A 20753-nucleotide genomic window follows, 5' to 3' on the forward strand; every position below is an offset into this window, starting at 1 on the left:
GGCTCCCCCCTTCAGCCCACCAGGACACGCCGTGCCCGCGCGGTGTCGTCGGCGGTCCAGACCGGCGGCGGGGCGACGGCCGCCCACGCGTCGACCAGGAGATCCCCGTAGCGGTGCCCGTGGCCCGACGGCACGGTCTGCGCCCGCGGCAGGTCGACCGTGACCTGCCAGAACGTGACGACCGGGAACCAGCGCATCGCCGCGGGGCGGTCGTCGCCGGGTGGTTCGGCGAGCCAGTCCGGCCGCCCCCACAGCAGGGTCGGCGACCACCAGACCACGGGGTCCGACGGGTGCTGGAGGTAGAGCACGCGCGGGGGGTCCCACGGCGACGGCGGCGACGCCGCCACCTCGCCCGGCCGGGCGGCGAAGCGGACCTCGCGGCCCCCGCCGACCACCGGGTCGACCGCCGGGGACGTCGGCGCGCGTCGGGCCAGCTGGGCCTGCCAGAGCCGGCTGGCGTGCGGCGGCCCGACCCAGAGCACCCCGTCGCTGCGGGCGCGGGCGTCGTCGATCGAGTCGAACACCGACTGCGACGCCTGTGCGCCCAGGCTCTGGCCGAACACCAGCAGCCGGGGCCGGCGGTCGGGCGGCAGCTGGTCGAGACGGGCCCGCACGGCCCCGAGGAGCAGCCGGCTCGTCTCCTCCGCCCGGGCGAGATCCAGGAAGAAGGACAGGGCGCTCGGCAGGTAGGAGTACTGCAGGGCGGCCATGGCCGTGTCGCCGCCGTGGACGAGCTCGAGGGAGTCGGGGATCGGCGGATCGACCGAGCCCGTGCCCGTCGGCGTGACCAGGGCGAGGACGGCACGGTCGAAGGCACCGGTCCGCTCGAGTTCGGCGACGGCCAGTGCCGCGCGCTGCCGCGGGTCCGGCGCGCTCTCGAGCCCCACGTAGACCCGGATCGGGTCCACCGGTCGACGGGCTCCGGCGAGGGCGAGCTGCTCGGCCGGTCGTCCCCCGACCACGAACCGGCGCCCCTCCCGGCCCAGGGTGTCCCACGGCACCAGCGACGCCGGCGAGCCCGAACGGGTGGCGCGTGTCGGCGGACCGGCGGCCGTGCCGGGCTGGTCGTTGCGGGCCGCGAACGCGTGCTCGGCGAGCACGACGGCCGCCCGCGCCGCCGCGCCGTCCGCCACCGCCGTGACGAGGAGGACCAGCAGGACGGCACCGAGGACGGCGGCAGCGCGGGAGAGGTGGACCCGGCGGCGCATCAGCCGCGCGAGCCGCGCCGTGAGGCCGCGGGCGGCCCGGACGAGCACGACGAGCACCGCGGGCACGAGCACCATGACCGGCAGGGCCAGCAGGAACGAGGTGGTCGTGGGCGGGGTCGTTCCGACGAGGGCGGCGGCCCGTTGCTGCGCGTGCGCCGCGACCACCACCGCCACCACGAGCACCACCGGGATCGCGACCGCCAGGGCCCGGTGGACCGGACTGGCCACCTCCTGGCCCGGGCGCGCGAGTCGGGCCGGGACGAGCGCCCGGGCACGGGCCCGCACGGCCCGACGTCGCAGCAGCCACGCGACGGCCACGCCGCCCGCGTAGCCGAGAGCGGCCGCGACCCCCGACACCACGCCCTGGACCAGCCCGGTGCGGGGGATCAGCGACGGGGTGAGGGCGACGACGGCGAGCACCGTGGCCACCGCGAACCCGGCGGGGTCGACGTCCCACCACCGTCGTCGGCCCGGGGTGGTCATGCCCGGGACGCTGTCACATGTCGAGCGGCGGCAGCGGGCGCAGGGGCCCGGCGAGCGGCTCGGGCGGGGTGCCGTCGCCGAACGGCGAGCCGCCCAGCTCCTCACGGTGGTGGGGCTCGAGCCACGCCGACGGCTCGGGTCCCAGCGGCACGATCTGCGTCGGGTTGATGCCGGTGTGCACCTGGTGGTAGTGCCGCTTGATGTGGTCGAAGTCGACCGTGTCGCCGAAGCCGGGCGTCTGGTACAGGTCGCGGGCGTAGGCCCACAGCGCGCCGAACTCGGCGAGCTTCTGCCGGTTGCACTTGAAGTGACCGTGGTAGACCGCGTCGAAGCGCGCGAGCGTCGTGAACAGCCGGATGTCGGCCTCGGTGATGTGGTCACCCACGAGGTAGCGCTGGTTCTCCAGCCGCGCGTCGAGCTCGTCGAGGCGGGCGAACAACGCGGTGTAGGCGTTCTCGTAGGCGTTCTGCGTCGAGGCGAAGCCGGTCTTGTAGACGCCGTTGTTGACGTCGTGGAAGACGCCCTCGTTGACCTCGTCGATCTCGTCGCGCAGCCCCTCGGGGTAGAGCGTCGGCGCGCCGGGGCGCTGGTACTTCGCCCACTCGACCCCGAGGTCGATCGTGATCTGCGGGTAGTCGTTGGTGACGAGCAGGCCGGTCGACTCCTCGACGATCGCCGGCACGCTGACCCCGTTCTCGAGCCCGTTCTCCGGGTCGCGCGCGAGGTAGGCCTCCTCGAGGTAGCGGTACCCGAGCACCGGGTCGCGGCCGTCCTCGTCGAGCGCGAAGCGCCACGAGCGCTCGTCCTGGATGGGGTCGGTGATCGCGAGCGAGAGCGCGTCCTCGAGCCCCATCAGGCGCCGCACGATCAGCGAGCGGTGCGCCCACGGGCACGCCAGCGAGACCACGAGCCGGTACCGGCCGGGCTCGACGGGCCACTGCCCGTCGCCCTCGGGCTCGGCGACGATGCGGTCGGTGAAGTGGGGGCCGCGGCGACGGAACGAGCCGCTGGCGTCGGTCGGGATGCTCACGTCACGCTGGGTGCCCCCTGGTCGCCGCGAGGCAACGTGACGCGCGCAGTGACACGCGGACCCGGCGATGAGCAGCCCGTGAGCGGTCCTGTTTCCGTACCATCCGGTTCTCCACAGGAATGACAGGGAGGAGCCCGTGATGGGCGTGGTGCTCTACATGTGGATGTCGGTCGACGGCTTCATCGCCGGGCCGGAGGACGGGCCGGGACGGGGGCTCGGGATCGGCGGGGAGCGGCTGCACGACTCCCTCACCCTCGACGACGGGGACCCCGCGACCGCCCGGACCACCGACGAGGTCGGCGCGACCGTCCTCGACGAGGTGATGGCCACCGGCGCGGTGCTCACCGGACGGCGCACCTTCGAGCTCGCCGGGCAGTGGAACGGCGACCACCACGACGGCGTCCCGATCCTCGTGCTGACCCGCTCGGTCCCCGCCGAGCCCCCGCTCGGGCGCGCCCGCTACGTCACCGACGTCCGCGGGGCGGCGCGCCTCGCGACGGAGGCCGCCGGCGACAGGGACGTCCTGCTCCACGGTGCCGAGGCGGCACGGGCGTGCCTGCGGGCCGGGGTGCTCGACGAGATGGCGCTGCAGGTCGTGCCGGTGCTGCTCGGGCAGGGTCGCCGGCTGTTCGACGACATGCCGCCCGACCAGGTCGAGCTGGAGCTGGTGCGCGCCCTCGACGGGCCCGGCACGGTGCACCTGCGCTACCGGGTGCTCCGGGGCGGTGAGGCGTGATGGCCGTCCGGCTCGACATGACGATCTCCCTGGACGGTTTCGTCGCCGGACCCGACGACGGCCCCGGCCAGCCGATGGGCCGTGGCGGGTTCCGCCTGTTCGACTGGCTCGATCGCCGTCTCGAGGAGGGACCGAGCGGGCAGGTCTTCGCGGAGGCACTGGCCACCCGTGCGGTGCTCTCCGGTCGCCGCACGTACGAGCTGGCCGGGCGGTGGGGCGGCGACCACCACGACGGCGTCCCGATCGTCGTCCTGACCCACGCCGTCCCCGACGACCCGCCGCCCGGCAGCGTCGTCTACGCCACCGACGTCCGCCAGGCCGCGACGCTGGCCCGCGCCGCGGCCGGGGACGGCGACGTCCTGGTGCACGGGGCGGGTGCGGCGCAGGCGCTGCTGCGGGCCGGGGAGCTCGACGAGGTGGAGCTGCACGTCGTGCCGGTCCTGCTCGGCCGGGGACGGCGGCTGTTCGACCACCTGCCCGCCGCGCACGTCGAGCTCGAGCTCGTGCGCCGGCTGGAGACCCCGCCCACCGAGGACCTCCCGCGCCGCGTGACGCATCTGCGCTACCGCGTCCGCCGGTGAGCGGCCGCCCCGCGCCGGGTGGTCACACGCCGGGTGGTCACACGCCGTCGAGCACCCGGTGCAGCGCGTCGCGCAGCTGGTCGACGCCGGGCTGCTCGACGGGCAGGTGCCCCGCGCCCTCGAGCAGTACCGCCTCGGTGGGCGCGGCGATCCGGCGCAGGAAGCGCAGGCTGAGTTCCGGCGGGGTCCAGGCGTCGGCGCCCGGGTGCACCAGCGTCAGGGGGCACACCGTGAAGTCCTCGGGGGCCACGACGGGACGCGAGGTCATCCACGTGCGCAGGAACCGCAGCGACACCCGTCCCCCGCCGCCCCGGGGGTCGCGGCACACGAGGGCGGTGAGCTCGGGGTCCGACGACATCGCCGACATCCGCGCGAGCCAGCGCACCGGCACGCGCACCGGGTCGGCAGCACGGACGGCGGTCAGCAGTGCCGGGCCGTGCTCGCCGACCAGCGGCCACCGGGCGACGGCGCGGCGCACGTCGCGGGGTCGAGCAGGCAGGTGGCGACGACGTGGCGCACGGCCGGTCCGACGGTGGCCGCGACGTCGTAGGCGAGCATCCCGCCCAGACTCGCGCCGAGCAGCACCACCGGCCGGGTCTGCGCGCGGACGAGGTCGGCGACACACGCGATCCAGCCGGCGTGGTCGACGGGACCGCCGACCCGGGTCTCGCCGTAGCCGGGCAGGTCGGGGGCGACGACCTCCGCCCGCCCGTCGATCAGGCGCCCGAACGGCGCGAGCATCGCCCCGTGCCCGCCGGCGCCGTGGAGCAGGACCGTCACCACCGGCGCGTCGGGTGCGGGGAGCCGGTGCAGCCGGACGTCGTGGGCGCCCCACCGCCACCACGCCGACGTCACCGCCGTCCCGGTGCGCAGCACGCGTGGGTAGCGGGCGAGGTAGTCGGCGAGGTAGTCGGCGAGGGAGGCCTCCACGACGATCACCGTAGGCGTCGCGCCGCGCGGGTCGCGGGTGCGAGCATCGACCGATGACCAAGGCGGTCCAGGACCTCATGGTGGCGGTGGAGCGCACCCGCGACGCGTTCGCCGCCGCGGTCCGCGACGGCGACCTCGACGCCGCGACGGACCTGGTCACCGACGACGTCGTGCTGACGACCCTGCCGGTGGGCACCGGCGCGCGAGGTGCGCACGCGCTGCGCCGCCACCTCGCCGACGACGTCCTCCCCCACCGGCCCGCGGACCTCGCCGCCACCCGCGTCTCGCGCACCGGCGACCGGTGGCGGGTGGTGGACGAGGATCTCGTGACGTTCACCCACGACCGCGAGCTGCCCTGGCTGCTGCCCGGCATCGCGCCCACCGGTCTGCGGGTCGAGGTGCTCGCGATCTCGGTGGTGACGGTGCGCCGGCAGCGGATCACCCAGCACCGGACGCTCTGGGACCACCACGGCCTGCTCACCCAGCTGGGGGTCGCGGCGCTCGCCACGTGACGCCCGCCGGTCGCGGGGTGTCGCGCACGGCCATCGGGGGCACAATCGCACGGCGTCCCCACCGTCGCGGACCCCGCAGCAGGCGGTCTCGACGGTCGAGCTCCGCTGCGCCACGTCTCCGGCCGACCAGGGAGGACGCCGATGAGCGAGAACGGCGAGCGACAGGCGCGGGCCGACCGCGTCTCCACCGAGGGCACCGTCGCCTCGGAGTCCGAGCACTCGGCGCTGCGCGCCGACATCCGCCGGCTCTCGACGCTGCTCGGGCGCACGGTCGCCGCACAGCACGGCGACGACGTGCTGGACCTCGTCGAGCGGGTCCGCCACCTCGTGCGGCAGGCGCCGAGCCATGATCCGGGTGGAGGCAGGGGCGACACCGAGATCCGGGATCTGCTGGCCGAGCTCGACCCCGGCACGGCGGCGGTGCTGGGCCGGGCCTTCGCGACGTACTTCCACCTGGCGAACCTCGCCGAGCAGCTGCACCGGGCCCGGGAGCGCGGGGCGGTGCACGACGAGGGCCGCGGGCCGCTGCACGAGCTGGCCGACCGGCTCGTCACCGACGCCGACCCCGACGAGGTCCCGACCGCGCTGTCCCGGCTCGAGCTCAAGCCGGTGTTCACCGCACACCCCACCGAGGCGCAGCGGCAGTCGGTGCTGGGCAAGCTCCGCTCGATCGCCGCGATCCTGGGCTCCGACCTCCCCGACGACGTCGCCGAGACCCGCCTGCACCGCTTCGTCGACCTCATCTGGCAGACCGACGAGATCCGCCCGGAGCGTCCGACGGTGCTCGACGAGGCGCGCTCGGTGGCCTACTACCTCGAGCAGCTCGGCCGCCGTGCCGTGCCCGAGGTGCTCACCGAGCTCGACGAGCAGCTCGCCCGCGTGGGACTGACGCTGCCCCAGGGCTCGCGCCCGCTGGTGCTCGGATGCTGGGTCGGCGGCGACCGCGACGGCAACCCCAACGTCACCGCCGAGCTCACGCTCGAGACGATGCGGATCTACGGCGAGCGCGGCGTGCGGATCCAGACCGACCTGCTCGAGGACCTCGTGCAGGAGCTGTCGGTCTCGACGCGCCTGGTCGGCGTCAGCGAGGACCTGCGGCGCAGCCTGGCCCGCGACCGCCGGGCCCTGCCCGAGGTGTACGACCGGTTCGTGCGGCTCAACGCCGAGGAGCCCTACCGGCTGAAGTGCTCGTACATCCACGCGCGGCTGGAGAACACCCGGCGCCGCTACGCCGAGGGCACCCCGCACCGGCCGGGGCGCGACTACCTGGGCGCGGACGAGTACCTCCGCGACCTCGAGGTCATGGACGCCTCGCTGCGCAGCCACCAGGGCGAGCGGATCGCCGACGGGGGCCTGCGCGACGTCATGCGCTGCGCCAACGCCGTCGGGCTGCACCTGGCGAGTGTCGACGTCCGCGAGCACACGAACTTCCATCACACCGCGCTCGCTGCGCTGTTCGACCGCGTCGGCGAGCTGGACACCCCCTACGCCGAGCTCGACCACGCCGGTCGGGCCGAGGTGCTGTCGCGGGAGCTGGCGGGGCGCCGGGCACTGACCCCGCGGCGCAACTGGGAGGGCATCGGGGACGACTCCTTCAGGGAGACGCTCGAGGTCTTCGACTGCATCCGCACCGTGCAGGAGACCTACGGCGAGGAGGCGCTGCACACCTACGTCATCTCGATGGCGCAGAACGTCGACGACATCCTCGCCGTCGCGGTGCTGGCGCGGGAGGCAGGGCTGGCCGAGATCACGGGCGGGAGGGACGCGCCGGAGGCCGTGGCGTCGCTGGACATCGTCCCGCTGTTCGAGACCGCCACCGAGCTGAAGATATCGGGCGACCTGCTCGACGGGATGCTCTCGGATCCGTCGTACCGGGCGCTGGTGGCGGCCCGCGGCGACGTCCAGGAGATGATGCTGGGCTACTCCGACTCCAACAAGGGCGCCGGGCTGACGACGTCGCAGTGGTCGATCCACCAGGCCCAGCGCCAGCTGCGCGACGTCGCCGCGAAGCACGGGGTGCGGCTGCGGCTCTTCCACGGCCGCGGCGGGTCGGTGGGCCGCGGCGGCGGGCCGGCCGGCGAGGCGATCGCCGCCCAGCCGCACGGCGTCGTCGACGCGTGCATGAAGGTCACCGAGCAGGGCGAGGTCATCTCCGACAAGTACTCGCTGCCGACGCTCGCCGAGGACAACCTCGAGATCATGCTCGCGGCGGTGCTCGACGCGACGCTGATGCACCAGACCTCGCGCGTCGAGGCGGCCACGCTGAAGCGCTGGGACGAGGCGATGGACGTCATCTCCGACGCCGCCCAGGAGGCCTACGAGAGGCTGATCGGGCAGGAGGGGCTGCCGGACTTCTTCACCCAGGCCACTCCCGTCGACGAGCTGTCGATGCTCAACGTCGGCTCGCGGCCCGGAAAGCGGCCCGGCGCCGGCGGGCAGGCGTCGCTGGACGACCTGCGCGCGATCCCGTGGGTGTTCGGCTGGACCCAGACGCGGATGATCGTGCCGGGCTGGTTCGGGCTGGGCAGCGGGCTCGCCGCCGCCCACGAGGCGGGCTACTCCGAGGTCATCGACGAGATGCGCGACTGGGCGTTCTTCGCCAACCTCATCTCCAACGTGGAGATGACGCTGGCCAAGACCGACATGCGCATCGCCGGCTTCTACGTCTCCGAGCTCGTCGACCCCGAGCTCCAGGGGATCTTCGAGATGATCAAGGAGGAGCACCGGGTCACGGAGCGCGAGGTCCTCAAGCTCACGCCCGGGCACGAGCTGCTCGGCGGCAACCCGCTGCTGCGCCGCAGCCTCGACGTCCGCGAGGGCTACCTCGAGCCCCTGCACCACCTGCAGGTGCACACCCTCGCCCAGCGTCGCGGCGTCGACGACCCGGACCCCGACCTGCAGCGCGCCCTGCTGCTCACGGTCAACGGGATCTCCGCGGGGATGCGGAACACGGGTTAGGTCTCGGCCAGCAGGGCCTCGCACACCCCCGCCAGGACCAGGGCGGCGTCGCGCACCGTGCGGGTGGACGCGGGGTGCGTGGCGCGAGCGCGCCAGACGCCGAGCTGCTCCTCGGCGGCGCGGCGGACGTCGCCGTCGCTCGCCTCGGACGCCAGACCGAGCCGCGCCCGCGCCGGACCCGGGCCGGTGAGCCGTTCCGCGGCCTCCTGCTCGCCGCCGGGCAGCACGACGGCGCGGCGGCGCAGGGCGTCGGCGAGATCGGCCTGCGCGGTCTCGCGGGCGCCGGCGAGCCGCGTGCGCTCGGTCTCGTAGAGGACTCGGCGCGACCAGGCGGGGCCCGCGACCCCGGCGCGGCCCAGGGCGTCGAGGGCGTCGAGGGCCCGGCGGGCGCGGACGGTGCCCGGGCCCGGCCCGTTCAGCTCGTCGGCGATCGCGGCGAGGCGCATTGCGACCGGCGGCGGGCGCTCCAGCCCGGCGACCAGCGCGCGCACGGCGTCGAGCAGGGCCGACGGCTCGCTGGGCTCGCTGGCGGGCGGCGGCGTGTCGGGAGCGAGGGCGTCCCTCGCTGCCTGCGACGCAGCCGGGGCGTCCCTCGCTGCGCCCGCCGCCAGCGAGCCCGAGGGAGCGAGGGCGTCCCTCGCTGCCTGCGACGCAGCCGGGGCGTCCCTCGCTGCGGCCACCGCCGGCACCGCGAGGACCACGGTATCGGGGTCGTCGGTGTCGGGGTCCTCGGTCGCGGGCGCGCGATCGGGCAGGGGGATCGAGCCCTCGACCGTGGTGCCCGCGCCCGGGGCCGAACGCAGGGCGACGGTGCCGCCGACCGCGGCGACGCGGGTCGTCACGTTGCGCACGCCCCTGCCCCCGCCGGCGGCCGACGGGTCCGGGGTGAAGCCGGGGCCCTCGTCGCGGACCGCGAACCGCAGCGCCCCGTCCGCCTCGGCGAGCGTCACCGTGACGCGGGCCCCGGGGGCGTGCTTGCGGGCGTTGTTCACCGACTCCAGGCAGCAGAAGTAGACGGCCGACTCGACGTCGGCGCCGTAGCGCCGGCCGGGCGGCACGCCGGTCGCGTCGACGGTGACCGTCGAGTCGGGGCCCGCGACCTCCTGGCGCAGGGTCTCGACGAGTCCGCGGTCGGCGAGCGTCGCCGACGACACCCCGGTCGCGGTCTCGGCGAGCACGGCCTCGGCGGTGTCGACCTGCTCGGCGAGCTGCGCCAGACGCTCGCGGGCCGCGTCCAGCTTGCCGGCCGCGACCTGGTGCTCGACGAGGCCGAGCGACAGGCGCAGCGAGACCAGGTGGTGCTGGGCGCCGTCGTGCAGGTTGCGCTCGATGGCCCGTCGCTCGCCGTCGGACTCCGCGACGGCCTCCCGCCGCGACGTCGCGATCTGCTCCCCGTGCGACACGGCCGCCCGCAGCTGGCGCTCGAGCTCGATCTCGACGCGGTACGCCTGGAGCACGGCGCCGAGGCTGTCGGCGACGTCGGCGAGCAGCTGGTGGCGCTCGCTGCCGCCGGCCACGGCCTCGGCGTCCACCGACAGCGCCCCGATCTCCTCGGTGCCGTGGCGCACCGGGAACGTGACCAGCTCGTCCGCCGGCGCGGTGTCCCCGGCGTCGCTGCGCCGCCACCGGTAGGTCCGTGGACGCAGCCCCGGGCGGCGCGCCGTCAGCTGCACGGTCCGCGCCCCGAGGTGGCGCCCGACGGCCTCCGGGAGCCGATCGAGGTCGCCGCCGGCCGCCGCGGTGCGGGAGACCTCGGCGACCTCGAGCAGCACCCGGTAGGGCGTCGGGCGCCGGCCGTGGAGCAGGCGCTCGACGACGCGGTCGACCCGCGAGGACACCGCCACGTACACCGCCGCCCCGCCGGCGGCCCCGAGCACCCAGCCCGCGGGGCCCCGGCCCGCGAGCGTGGCGAGCAGCGCGACGGTGCCGCCGACCGCGACCACCACGACGACGACGGTCAACGCCCGGTGCAGGCGGTCCGCCGACGCCCGCAGCCGCGGGCGGTAGGCGGCCAGGACGGCGAGGGCCAGGGCGGCGGCGGAGAAGCGGGCGAACCAGAACAGCAGCGCGGTCGGCTCGCCCCCGCCGCCGCCCCCTGCACCGCTGTGGCGGGCCGTGGGATCGTCGAGGGTGAGGCCTGGCTGACCGGAGGCGGCCATGACGGCGGTGAGCAGGGCGAGGACGGTCGCGGTGACCAGCACGCCGGTGAGGACGGTGGCGAGCAGCCGGGCCTGGTCGCGTCGCTCGGGCGTGGCGCCGGCGCGCAGGTGGCGGGACACGCCGAGCGCGCCCACCAGCGGCACCCCGAAGCCGAAGAACACCACGCAGCTCACGGTGTGCGGCAGCAGCGCGGTCCCGACCCCCGCCGCGAACAGCGCGATCCCCGCCAGCCCGACCAGCAGGCGCTGCCCGCCCCGGGCCGCGGCGACGCCCGCCGGAAAGAGCAGCAGCGCCCCGACGTAGGCGGCGCTGGCCACGCCGTGGAGCAGGATCTGGTGGAGCTCGCCGATCTCGAGCCCCGAACCCCGGCGCACCACCAGCGTCGCGGCGTGGGCCTGGAGGTTGAACGCACCCGCCGAGCCGATCATGGCCAGGATCAGCAGGCGGACGGTCCACGTGCGACCCCCGCGGCGCCACAGGACGACGGCCACCGCGAGGTTCACGGCGCTGGCCAGGTAGTCGAGCACCGCCTGGCCCGCGGGCTCGCCCAGCGCGGCCGCCTCGACGATCCCTGCCGACCACGTCCCCTCGGCGCCGGCCACCGCGGCGCCGATCGCGGGCACGTGCGCGGCGAGGGCCACCAGCGCGCCGAGGACGAGCCAGACCAGCGTGAGCACCGCGCACGCCGCCAGGACCACCCACCACGCCGCCACCCAGCCGCGCCCGGCGTCGTCGGGGCGGGCCGCGGCGCGGGCGTCGCCGCCGGTCACGCGCGGTGTCGCGGCCAGGGTCCCGGTCACGGCCCGCCGCCGGCCGTCGATCCCGTGTCCAGCACCACCGGCCGCAGCCGGTCGGGCAGCCACGCGCGCAGCTCGACCCCGGGGCCGCGGCCGGCGACCTGCAGGGCCCCGCCCAGCGCGGCCAGCCGGTCGACGTCGTCGGCCAGCGCCACGCGCAGGGATGCCGCGTCGTCATCCGGCTCGGCGTCCTCCACCCGCACCTCGACCACGTCGCCGTGCCGCTCGAGGTGCACCTCCAGGGGTGTACGTCCCCCGGGCGCGGCGAGCAGCGAGATCGCCGACGCCGCGGCGTAGTACAGCCCGGACTCGATCTCCCACGGCAGCCGGTCGGCGAGCCGGCCGGAGAGGTGCACCGGCCGGGGGAGGTCGACGACGACCTCCTCGAGCGCCGCGCGCGGCCCCTGCTCGCGCAGGACGGCGGGGTGCACGCCGCGGGCGATGACCCGGAACCGGTCGATGAGCGCGGTGAGCCGGTCGCGCGCCTCCTCGACGTGGTGGCGGGCCATCTCGGTGGCGCCCTCGGGGTCGTCCTCGGCGTCCTCCAGCGCGTCGGCGGCGTCGATGATCGACGTGCGGAAGGCGGCGAGCCGGTCGGTGGTCGCACCCCGCAGCTCGGTGGCCAGACGCCGGCGCTCGACCTCGCGGGCGGCCTCGAGGCGGCGGCGGGACGCGGCGGTCTCGGCCGCCAGCTCGTCGACCCGCCGGACGCGGGCCGCCAGCTCCGCGGTGCGGGCGACGCCCCGGAGCAGGAGGTGCGCCCCGCCGGCGACGTCGCGCACCAGCCGCCGGTCGGCGGCCGTGACCGGGCGCCCACCCTTGCCGACGGTCAGCACCGCCCGCAGCCGCTCGCCGTCGAGCACGGGCACGGCGTGGTCGACCCCGGGCCGGGCCAGCAGGAGACCCAGGGACGGCACGCGCTCGCCCGCGCCCTCGCCCGGCGGGAACACGGCCTCGGCGACCAGCTCGTCGCCGACCGCCAGCCACACGCCGGCCCGGTCGGCCGCCGTGCCCTCGCCGAGCACGCGCGCCAGACCGGGCAGGGCGTCGGCGAGGGAGCCCTCGCGGACGCGGGCGGCGGTGTCGGCGAGTGCGGTGTAGGGCGTGGTCGCCGGTCGGGGCGCCAGGCGGCGCGCGGCACGCTCGACGCGGGGCCCGGTCGCCCGCGCCGTCGCCACCGCCGCCGCGGCGGCCACGAACGGCCCGACGACGGCCGCCAGCGCCGGGCCCGCGAGCCACGCCCACAGCGCCGTCACGACGAGCAGGACGACGGCGACCAGGGCACCGACCAGCACGGGCCGGACCGGCCAGGCCACCCGGGGCCCGACCCTCCACGCGGCGCCCGTCGCGCTCATGGCGGATCAGGCGTCGCCGCGCTGCGAGCGCAGGTAGGTCAGGACGGCGAGCACGCGGCGGTGGTGCGCGGACGTGTCGGCGTGCAGCCCGAGCTTGTCGAAGATGTTGGCGACGTGCTTCTCCACCGCCTTGCCGCTGACGTAGAGCGTGGACGCGATGCCGTTGTTGGACCGGCCCTCGGCCATCAGCTTCAGCACGTCCCGCTCCCGCTCGGAGAGGGTCGAGACGGGGTCGCGCTTCTCGCCGCGCGGGCGCTCGACGAGGCGCTTGGCCAGCTCGGGCTCGATGACGATCTCGCCGTCGGCGATGCGGGCGAGGGTGTCGGAGAGCACCTCCACGCTGCCGACCTTCTCCTTGAGCCGGTAGCCGATGCGGTCGGTGCCGATCTCGAGGATGCGCATGAGGTAGTGCGACTCGGCGTAGTGCGAGAGGAACAGCAGGCCCATGTCCGGGTGCGCGGCCCGCAGCCGCTCGGCGGTGACGAGGCCGCCGTCGGGCTCGGGCGGCATGCGGATGTCGAGCAGGGCGACGTCGGCGGGCACGGTGCCGAGCACCGCGACCAGCGGATCCCCGCCGGACTCGACCGCGACGACCTCGTGTCCCGCCGCCTCGAGCAGCATGACCAGGCCCTGGCGGAACAGGGCGCCGTCCTCGGCCACGGCTACGCGCACGGGAACCTCGCGGTGATCTCGGTCTTCTCGGCGGAGGCGTCGGTGACGCCGACCGACCCGCCCAGGGGCACGGCCTCGTCGAGCACCACCCCGTGCAGCGCCGGGTCGACCCCGGAGAGCGTCAGCACGAGGTGCCCGTCCGCCACGCGGACGCGGACGTCGACGGGCGCGTCGCGGTCGGCGGCGAGGCAGGCGGCGGTGGCGAAGTACGCGGCGCCCTCGGCAGCAGTGCCGGCGCGGACGCCGTCGGCGTCCACCCGGGCGCGCCCGCCGCTCGCCGCGACCAGCTCGCGCAGCGCCGGGCCGAGCCCCGCCTCGTCCAGCAGCGGCGGGTAGATCGCGGCGGCGACGTCGCGCAGCTCCTGCAAGGCGGCCGCGAGCTCGTCGGCGAACTCGTCGAGGCCCTGCCGCCACGCCTCGTTGCCGTCCGGGGCGTCGGCCCGCAGCACGCCGAGGCGCAGCGAGAGGGCGGAGAGCCGCAGGGCGGGTCCGTCGTGCAGCCGGCGCTCCAGCCCGCGGCGCCGACGCCACCGCTCCTCGGCGCGACGACCGTGCTCGCCACCCAGCGTCATCGGTGCAGCGTCGAGGACGGAGCGGGCCGCGCGCCAGGGGGAACACCCACGACGGGGATCGGGCACATCCCCGGGGCGTCGGCGTCGCTGATCACGCCTCGTGCGCAACAGGACCCCCAGGGTGGCGAGACGCCGCCGACACGTCGCTGACGGACGGGCGGGAAGGTTACTATCCGTCAGCCCGCCGGAGGAGGGGTCGTGACGTACAGTCTGGGGATCGATCTCGGCACGACGTTCGTCGCCGCGGCGATCTCCCGGGACGGCCAGCGGGTCGAGATGGTCCCCCTCGGCGACCGGACCGTCACGGAGCCCGCGCTCGTCCTGCGCCGCCCGGACGGCTCGCTCGCGGTCGGCGACGCGGCGGCCCGGCAGGCGGGCAGCCGGCCCGCCGACGTCGCCTGGGGGGTCAAGCGCCGCCTCGGCGACCCGACGCCGGTCGTGCTCGGCGGGGCGTCGCGCCCGGCCGGGGAGCTGCTCGCCGCGATGCTGCGCGACGTCCTCGCCCGCGTCGCCGCCGAGGAGGGCGGGCCCCCGGAGCGGGTCGTGCTCACCCACCCCGCCAACTGGGGTCCCTACCGCCGCGGGCTGTTCGAGGACGTCGCCGTGCTCGCCGGGCTGGAGGATCCGCCGATGCTCACCGAGCCCGAGGCGGCCGGGGTGCACTTCGCGATCACCCGCGGCCTCGCCGAGGGCGACCTGCTCGGGGTGTACGACCTCGGCGGTGGGACCTTCGACGCCGCCGTGCTGCGGGGCCGCGCGGCCGGCGTGGAGATCCTCGGCGTGCCCGAGGGCATGGAGCACCTCGGCGGCGTCGACTTCGACGAGGCCGTGCTCGACCGCGTCGACCAGGCCTGCGGCGGCGCCGTGAGCGAGCTCGACCCGCACGACGCCCGCGCCCGCGCCGCGGTGGCCCGCGTCCGCCAGGACTGCGTCGTGGCCAAGGAGACGCTCTCGGTCGACGACCAGGCGAGCGTCGCCGTCCTGCTGCCCACCCGGCAGGAGGAGGTGACGGTGACGCGCGCCGAGTTCGAGGCGATGGTGCGCACGCCGCTCGAGTCGACGGTCGCGGCGCTGCGCCGGGCGCTGGACTCCGCCGGGGTGCGGGCGGACGCGCTGTCGGCGGTGCTGCTGGTCGGCGGCTCGTCGCGGATCCCGCTGGTCGGGCGCATGGTCGGCGACGCACTGGGCTGCCGGACGGTGGTGGACAGCCACCCGAAGCACGCGGTCGCCCTGGGGGCCGCGGTGGTGGCGGCCCGGGGCGCGGGCGCGGTCGGCGCGGGCTGGGTGAGCGGGGACGCCCGCGCGGCGGCCCGTCCCACGGCGGGCGGCGCGGCGACCGCCGGCCCGGCCACACCGGCCGCCGCGCCGGCGACCGCCGCCCCGCCGCCCACCGTCGTGCACTCGCCCGACCCGGTCGCCGCGACCCGCGCGCTCCCCCGCGACGCCTGGGCCGCCCGACCCCTCCCCCCGCCCCCGGCCTCGCCGCCCGCGGCGCTGCCCGGCGGGCCCGCTCCCGGCCGTGGCGGACCCCACGACAGCGGCTACCACCCGCGACCCGCCGCGCCGCCCGGCCCACCCGGCCCACCCGGCCCCCGCGGCCGCCCGGGCCCCGCACCGGGTGGCCCCCCGTCGGGCGCGGCTCCCGGCCCGGGCCCGCGCCGCCCGCCCGGCGACCCCCGGCCGGGCGGCCCCGGCTGGGGCGCTCCGCCGGGCGGTCCGCGTCCCCCGCAGGGCCCGCCGCCGCGGCAGGGTCCGGTGCGCCCGCAGCCCGCTCCCCGTCCGGTGCCGGCGGACGCGGCGCCGACGTCGGAGCACCGCACCGCGACGGGCGGCACCGGCCGCCGCCGCACGGTCCTCCTGGCCGTGGTGGCGCTGCTCGTCGTGGCGGTGATCGCCGTCGTCGTGCTGCTGGTCCTCGGATGAGCCCGCGGGTGGGGTGCTCCCCCCGGGCGGGGTGGGGACGGCTGTCGGGTACGCCCCCGGGTGCGCGCACCCCCGACGCACGACCCTGGTCGTCACCACCGAGAGACCAGGTCAGGGAGCCCGCGATGGACGCCACCACCGCCACGATCAGCGTCACCGTCAGCCACCGCGACCGCGCCGTCCTGAGGGCCGTCGCCTCCGGCCGCGCGTCGGTCGAGGGCGGGGCCCTGTTCATCGACGGCCGGTTCAACGCCGACCAGTTCGCGCTCGTCCGCCTCGGCCGCGCCGGCCTGGTCACCACCGACGGCGGGCCCGCCCGCCTCACCGCGGTCGGCAGCCACGTCCTGCTCGCCGTCTGACCACCGCCCCACCAGCCCCGGAGCCCGCCGTGACCAGCCCGCTCGAGCGCCTCGGCACCGCCACCGCGTCCGGGGCCCGCTGCGTGTTCCTCTCCCCCCACCTCGACGACGCGGTGCTCTCGTGCGGCGCGCTGATGCGCGCGCTCGCCCCGCGCTCGGAGATCCACGTCGTCACCGTCTTCACCGCGACGACCGACGGCCCCCACACGCGGGCCGCGCGGTCGTTCCTGCGCCAGTGCGGCCACGGCGACGCCACGGACGGCTCGACCCTCTTCGCCGCCCGCCGCGAGGAGGACCGCGTCGTCCTGGACGGGCTGGGCGTGTCCCACGAGCACCTCGGCCTGCCCGACGCCCTGTTCCGGCGACGGGCGGTGCCGCGCGCCCTGGCCGGCCCCGCCGCGCGGGTCGCCCGGGTCCTGCCCGAGCTCGTCCACCGCTACCCGACGTTCCGCTACGACATCGCCCTGGGACGGGTCTCCCGCGGCGACCGCGCGCTCGGTGCCGCGCTCGCCGCCCGCCTCGAGGCGCGCCTCGCCGGCGCCGACCTCGTGTTCGCCCCGCTGGGCGTCGGCCGCCACGTCGACCACCTGCTGACCCGCACCCTCGGCGCCGGTCACCCCGGCCGGGTCGTCTACTACTCGGACTTCCCCTACGACCAGTCCCACGCGCGCGACGAGGACTTCCTGCGCCGCCACGGGCTGCGGGCGTGGCGGCACGACGAGGGCCCCGAAGGACGGGCGGCGAAGGCCGACCTCATCCGCGGGTACGCCACCCAGGCCGACGCGCTGTTCCCCTCCGGGGTCATCCCCGCCGCGCCCGAGACCTACTTCGCCGCCTGAGCCACCTCCGCCAGCACCTCGTCGAAGATCGCGAGCTGCGCGGCGGCCAGCGCGTCCCAGTCGAAGGCGCGGGCGAACTCCCGTCCCCGCTCCCCCGCCGAGGCGAGGGTGGCGTCCGCATCCGGGCCGGTGAGCAGGTCGACCAGGCGCGCCGCGAGGGCGTCACCGTCGAAGGCCGGCACCGTCCAGCCCACCCCCTCCGGCACGACCTCGCGCAGGCACGGGATGTCGAACGCCAGCACCGGCGTCGCCGCGGCGAGGGCCTCGAGCGCCACGAGCCCGAACGTCTCGTGCCGCGACGGGACGACGACGAGCCGGGCGTCGGCCAGCAGGGCGGTCTTGTCCTCGCCCGAGCACCAGCCGACGAACCGGATGCGGTCGCCGACGCCGAGCCGCTCCGCGTGGCGGCGCACGCGCGGCTCCTCCGGGCCGCCACCGGCGATCACGAGGTCGCCCTCGACCTCGCCGCACACGGCGGCCCAGGCGTCGAGCAGCAGGTCCAGGCCCTTGCCGTGCAGCTCGAGGCGCCCGATGAACACGACGTCGCGCCCGACGCGCGGGGGCGGGGCGAACAGCGCCGGGTCGATGCCGTTGCCGACGACGTCCACACGAGCGGCGGGGTTCATCTCGCGGAGCCGCTCCGCGGTGCCCGCGGAGACCGCGATCATCCGCCGGTGGCTGCGCACGCCCCAGCGTTCCACCCGGTGCACGGGCACCTTGTACTGGCGCGCCTTGTCGCGGGCGTGCAGCCACTGCACCAGCCCGAGCGTCGGGCGCCCGGTCCAGCGCGGGGCGCCCATGCTCGAGATCGGGGCGAAGAAGTCCTCGACGACGAGGTCGGCGTCACGGCGATGGCGACGCACGGCCAGCGGGAGGCCGGCGACGTAACCGAGGAGGCGCGTGAGCCGGTTGGCGCCCCGCCGAACGCCCACCTCGGGCCCGACCGGCACGTAGCGCACGCCGTCGTGCTCGGCGTCGCGCGCGCCGGGGAAGGTCGTGGTCAGCACCGTGACGCGGTGCCCGGCCGCCACGAGCCGCCGGTCGATCTCGTGGGTGCGCCGGGAGCCCCCGCCCGCCCCGGGCTGGTGGGGGTGCTCGAACCCCAGGTGCAGGATGTGCATCGCGTCCTCGTCTCCCGGAGTGGCCGAGGCACCCGGACGAGTGAGTCCTCGACGGCGGATCGAACCAGCGCCGACCATGCGGAGCAACCAGCGGCCCCGGTGGTCGGCGCCGTGGTCACGCCTCGACCGGCTGGGCGGCACGGCGGCGGGCCGGGCCGGCGAGCAGGTCGTGGCGCTCGGCGATGCGCAGCTCGACCGGGGTGGCGCCGAGCCGGGCGAGCACCGCCAGGGCGTCGACCTCGTCGCACCCGACCAGCAGGATCGCCACCTCGTCGGAGTCCTGCACGACCTGGTCGGTGCTGCGCAGCGCGGCCCGCGCCTGCTCCGCGGGGATGCCGCGGACGCGGGCGACCGTCGCCAGGTCCGCACGCGCGACCCGCTCCTGCGTGCGGTGGCCCTCGTGCATCTCGGCCAGCACGACACCGGCGAGCAGCTCGGCGCTGCGGTCCCAGGAGAACGCCGACGCCCAGCGGCGGCAGGCGTCCTCGACCGCGGCGGCGTGGTCGTCGTCGGCGAGCGCGGTCAGGGTCTCGACCAGCGCGTCGGCGAGGCCGTCCGGCCCGGGCACCAGGCGGCCCGTGACGCCGTCGACGACGGAGTCGCGGATGCCGGCGGCGTCGAGCGCGACGCAGGGCAGCCCGTGGGCGGCGGCCTCGATGACCGAGCAGCCCCAGCCCTCGGCGTCGGAGGTCGAGGTGGTCAGCCACGCGCGGCCGAGGATCTCGTCGCGCACCGCGTCGGGCTGGTAGCCGTGCAGCGTCACCGTGGCCTGCAGGCCCAGCTCCTCGACCAGGGCCTCCAGCGCCGGGCGCTCGGGGCCGTCGCCGACGACGTCGACGCGCAGGCGCTCCACGCGGCGGGCGACCTCCGCGACCCGGCGCAGCAGCACGTCGACGCGCTTGTGGGGCACCAGGCGGGTGACCACGGCGATGGTCGGGTCGATGTCGCGGGGGATCGTGGGTGTGACCGGCGCGGCCGCACCGTTGGGGACCACCGAGATCGGCCCGGTGAAGCCGAGGCGGCGGCGCAGCTCGTGGCGGGTGGACGGCGAGACCGCGGCGATGCGGCGGGTGCCGTGGACGCGGCGGGCGACGCGGCCCTCGAGGAAGCGGCCGAACGCGGCCACGGGAGCCGGGAACCGGGTGGCGAACTGGTCCTGGTGGACGTGGTGCACGACCCCGACCACCGGGACGTCGCGCGGCACGAAGGCCGGGGCGAAGAACGGGATGCCGTTCTGGCAGTCGACGATCGCGTCGAACTCGCGGCCACGGGCGGCCAGGCGGGCGCCGACGTGGGCGTACAGCGAGAGCTCGCCGCCGACGCGCTCGATCGTGATCCCGTCGATGACCTCGCGCGCGGCCAGGCCCTCGGGGCGGGCGCAGAACCAGGTGACCCGGACCCCCGCGGCGACCCAGCGCTGCGCGATCCGGTGCATGTACTGCTCGGCGCCGCCGGCCTGCGGGTGGCGCACGTCGCGCCAGTTGAGGACGAGGACGTGGCGGCCGGCGAGACGGTCGGTGAGGGGCGTGCCCGGCGTGGTGTCCGTCGTCGTCATCTCGGTCTCCTCGGTCTCGCGGTCTCTTGACCTGCGAGAACGAGGATGCCGCCGGATGACCGGCGGACCGAGGGGGTGCGCCCTGCGCTGCCCGGAGCCGTCCCCCGGTCGTCGGTGGGGCTCTCCCTACCCGCCGCAGCACCGCGCCCGCCACGGCGCGGGGCCGTGACGGGCGCGGGTGTTGCGGACGGGCGCGCGTCAGGCGCCGCGGAGCGAGAGGACGGCGCGGAAGCTGGGGATCCCGTCACGGAGGGGGTGGAACGTGGAGCGGGCGTCGTCGGTCCAGGTCACCGGGACCTCGACGATGGTCGTGCCGGCCTGCTGCACGCGGCGCAGGAGCTCGACGTCGAAGGCGAACCCGTCGAGGCGGCACTCGCGCACGGCCTGCGCGGCGACCTCGCGGGTGAAGAACTTGAACCCGCACTGCGAGTCGTGCACCCCGGGCACGACCGAGCGGCTGAGCGCCCGGAACGCGGCGCCGCCGAGGCGACGGCCCAGCGGCTGGGGCTCGGCGAAACCCGCACCGGGGGCGTGGCGGGAGGCGATGACGGCGCCGGCCCCGGCCTGCAGGTGGTACATCGCCGCGGTCAGCGTCTCGACCGGGGTGGAGAGGTCGGCGTCGAAGAAACCGACGAACCGCGCCGAGCTCGTGGCGAGCCCGCGACGCACGGCGGCGCCCTTGCCGGCGCGGGTGCACCCGATGACGTCGATCGGCACCGCGTGGCCGAGCCGGGCGGCGACGGCGCGGACGACGCCCGCGGTGTCGTCGACGCTGCCGTTGTCGACCACGACGATCCGTGCGTCCCACGGCTGCGCCGCGAGGAAGGCGACGGTGGCCTCGAGGGTCCGCGGCAGGCGGGCCGCCTCGTTGTAGGCGGGGATGATGACCTCGAGGTCGGCGGCGGGGCGCCGGGTCGGCAGGGCGGTCGGGCCGGTCGTCGAGGCGGTCATCGCTGGCTCCT

The 20753-nt window shown here is 76.7% G+C and carries 18 protein-coding genes; 7 read left to right on the forward strand and 11 right to left on the reverse strand.

The genetic code is table 11. The annotated features are described in order from the left end of the window. Nucleotides 1-11: 11 nt before the first annotated feature. Both C8D89_RS00165 and C8D89_RS00170 read right to left on the reverse strand, forming a co-directional pair. Nucleotides 12-1691 carry an alpha/beta-hydrolase family protein gene (locus C8D89_RS00165; RefSeq protein WP_116706085.1) on the reverse strand — a complete coding sequence of 560 codons (1680 nt, stop codon included), beginning with the start codon at nt 1689-1691 and terminating at the stop codon, nt 12-14. A 13-nt stretch (nt 1692-1704) separates the two neighbouring features. After that, nucleotides 1705-2721 (reverse strand): glutathione S-transferase family protein, encoded by a 1017-nt coding sequence (locus tag C8D89_RS00170; RefSeq protein ID WP_116706086.1) that lies wholly within the window; start codon nt 2719-2721, stop codon nt 1705-1707. 139 nt (nt 2722-2860) lie between these two features. Here C8D89_RS00170 and C8D89_RS00175 point away from each other — a divergent pair, with 139 nt between their 5' ends. Both C8D89_RS00175 and C8D89_RS00180 read left to right on the forward strand, forming a co-directional pair. Next, complete coding sequence (locus C8D89_RS00175) at nt 2861-3457, forward strand: dihydrofolate reductase family protein (RefSeq protein WP_116706087.1); 597 nt, start codon at nt 2861-2863, stop codon at nt 3455-3457. After that, a complete protein-coding gene (locus tag C8D89_RS00180) occupies nt 3457-4038 on the forward strand; it encodes a dihydrofolate reductase family protein (RefSeq protein WP_116706797.1) in 582 nt (193 codons plus the stop codon). The genes C8D89_RS00175 and C8D89_RS00180 overlap by 1 nt, the downstream gene beginning before the upstream one ends. 37 nt (nt 4039-4075) lie before the next feature. On the opposite strand, the gene C8D89_RS00185 is transcribed toward C8D89_RS00180, so the two are convergent. After that, entirely contained in the window at nt 4076-4516 is a 441-nt protein-coding gene (locus C8D89_RS00185; protein ID WP_116706088.1) for an alpha/beta fold hydrolase, read from the reverse strand. After that, nucleotides 4459-4968, reverse strand: a complete 510-nt coding sequence (locus C8D89_RS00190) for an alpha/beta fold hydrolase (RefSeq protein WP_133251782.1) — start codon at nt 4966-4968, stop codon at nt 4459-4461. The genes C8D89_RS00185 and C8D89_RS00190 overlap by 58 nt, the downstream gene beginning before the upstream one ends. Nucleotides 4969-5021: 53 nt before the next feature. Between C8D89_RS00190 and C8D89_RS00195 the strand changes: the two genes are divergently transcribed. After that, nucleotides 5022-5480, forward strand: a complete 459-nt coding sequence (locus C8D89_RS00195; RefSeq protein WP_116706090.1) for an ester cyclase — start codon at nt 5022-5024, stop codon at nt 5478-5480. Between the two features lie 141 nt (nt 5481-5621). Then, complete coding sequence (gene ppc / locus C8D89_RS00200) at nt 5622-8438, forward strand: phosphoenolpyruvate carboxylase (protein WP_116706091.1); 2817 nt, start codon at nt 5622-5624, stop codon at nt 8436-8438. Here ppc and C8D89_RS00205 read toward each other — a convergent pair. The 4 genes from C8D89_RS00205 to C8D89_RS00220 are packed head-to-tail and all read right to left on the reverse strand — an operon-like array spanning nt 8435 to nt 13994. Next, complete coding sequence (locus C8D89_RS00205) at nt 8435-11398, reverse strand: ATP-binding protein (protein ID WP_133251783.1); 2964 nt, start codon at nt 11396-11398, stop codon at nt 8435-8437. The genes ppc and C8D89_RS00205 overlap by 4 nt on opposite strands. Then, complete coding sequence (locus tag C8D89_RS00210) at nt 11395-12750, reverse strand: hypothetical protein (RefSeq protein WP_133251784.1); 1356 nt, start codon at nt 12748-12750, stop codon at nt 11395-11397. The genes C8D89_RS00205 and C8D89_RS00210 overlap by 4 nt, the downstream gene beginning before the upstream one ends. A gap of 6 nt (nt 12751-12756) precedes the next feature. Next, the gene (locus C8D89_RS00215; RefSeq protein WP_116706094.1) at nt 12757-13422 is read right to left on the reverse strand and encodes a LuxR C-terminal-related transcriptional regulator; all 666 of its coding nucleotides are present in this window, start codon (nt 13420-13422) and stop codon (nt 12757-12759) included. Continuing rightward, nucleotides 13413-13994 carry a histidine kinase gene (locus C8D89_RS00220; RefSeq protein WP_116706095.1) on the reverse strand — a complete coding sequence of 194 codons (582 nt, stop codon included), beginning with the start codon at nt 13992-13994 and terminating at the stop codon, nt 13413-13415. The genes C8D89_RS00215 and C8D89_RS00220 overlap by 10 nt, the downstream gene beginning before the upstream one ends. A 198-nt stretch (nt 13995-14192) precedes the next feature. Between C8D89_RS00220 and C8D89_RS00225 the strand changes: the two genes are divergently transcribed. From C8D89_RS00225 to C8D89_RS00235, 3 genes are all read left to right on the forward strand, one after another. Further along, nucleotides 14193-15917 (forward strand): Hsp70 family protein, encoded by a 1725-nt coding sequence (locus C8D89_RS00225; protein ID WP_116706096.1) that lies wholly within the window; start codon nt 14193-14195, stop codon nt 15915-15917. A 125-nt stretch (nt 15918-16042) separates the two neighbouring features. After that, nucleotides 16043-16276 (forward strand): hypothetical protein, encoded by a 234-nt coding sequence (locus tag C8D89_RS00230; RefSeq protein ID WP_116706097.1) that lies wholly within the window; start codon nt 16043-16045, stop codon nt 16274-16276. 29 nt (nt 16277-16305) lie between these two features. Continuing rightward, nucleotides 16306-17115, forward strand: a complete 810-nt coding sequence (locus tag C8D89_RS00235) for a PIG-L deacetylase family protein (protein ID WP_207786979.1) — start codon at nt 16306-16308, stop codon at nt 17113-17115. On the opposite strand, the gene C8D89_RS00240 is transcribed toward C8D89_RS00235, so the two are convergent. From C8D89_RS00240 to C8D89_RS00250, 3 genes are all read right to left on the reverse strand, one after another. Then, complete coding sequence (locus C8D89_RS00240; RefSeq protein ID WP_116706098.1) at nt 17100-18236, reverse strand: glycosyltransferase family 4 protein; 1137 nt, start codon at nt 18234-18236, stop codon at nt 17100-17102. The two genes, C8D89_RS00235 and C8D89_RS00240, sit on opposite strands and share 16 nt — an antisense overlap. 115 nt (nt 18237-18351) lie before the next feature. Then, nucleotides 18352-19791 carry a glycosyltransferase family 4 protein gene (locus C8D89_RS00245; RefSeq protein ID WP_116706099.1) on the reverse strand — a complete coding sequence of 480 codons (1440 nt, stop codon included), beginning with the start codon at nt 19789-19791 and terminating at the stop codon, nt 18352-18354. A gap of 198 nt (nt 19792-19989) precedes the next feature. Further along, the gene (locus tag C8D89_RS00250; RefSeq protein ID WP_116706100.1) at nt 19990-20742 is read right to left on the reverse strand and encodes a glycosyltransferase; all 753 of its coding nucleotides are present in this window, start codon (nt 20740-20742) and stop codon (nt 19990-19992) included. Nucleotides 20743-20753 lie beyond the last annotated feature (11 nt).

This window comes from Actinomycetospora cinnamomea (genome assembly GCF_003096675.1).
GTDB lineage: Bacteria > Actinomycetota > Actinomycetes > Mycobacteriales > Pseudonocardiaceae > Actinomycetospora > Actinomycetospora cinnamomea.

Coding starts and splice junctions, on each gene's coding strand:
- C8D89_RS00165 (WP_116706085.1), bottom strand. CDS start 1,691: ATGACCACCCCGGGCCGACGACGGTGGTGGGACGTCGACCCCGCCGGG.
- C8D89_RS00175 (WP_116706087.1), top strand. CDS start 2,861: ATGGGCGTGGTGCTCTACATGTGGATGTCGGTCGACGGCTTCATCGCC.
- C8D89_RS00180 (WP_116706797.1), top strand. CDS start 3,457: ATGGCCGTCCGGCTCGACATGACGATCTCCCTGGACGGTTTCGTCGCC.
- C8D89_RS00195 (WP_116706090.1), top strand. CDS start 5,022: ATGACCAAGGCGGTCCAGGACCTCATGGTGGCGGTGGAGCGCACCCGC.
- ppc (WP_116706091.1), top strand. CDS start 5,622: ATGAGCGAGAACGGCGAGCGACAGGCGCGGGCCGACCGCGTCTCCACC.
- C8D89_RS00210 (WP_133251784.1), bottom strand. CDS start 12,750: ATGAGCGCGACGGGCGCCGCGTGGAGGGTCGGGCCCCGGGTGGCCTGG.
- C8D89_RS00220 (WP_116706095.1), bottom strand. CDS start 13,994: ATGACGCTGGGTGGCGAGCACGGTCGTCGCGCCGAGGAGCGGTGGCGT.
- C8D89_RS00230 (WP_116706097.1), top strand. CDS start 16,043: ATGGACGCCACCACCGCCACGATCAGCGTCACCGTCAGCCACCGCGAC.
- C8D89_RS00240 (WP_116706098.1), bottom strand. CDS start 18,236: ATGCACATCCTGCACCTGGGGTTCGAGCACCCCCACCAGCCCGGGGCG.
- C8D89_RS00245 (WP_116706099.1), bottom strand. CDS start 19,791: ATGACGACGACGGACACCACGCCGGGCACGCCCCTCACCGACCGTCTC.
- C8D89_RS00250 (WP_116706100.1), bottom strand. CDS start 20,742: ATGACCGCCTCGACGACCGGCCCGACCGCCCTGCCGACCCGGCGCCCC.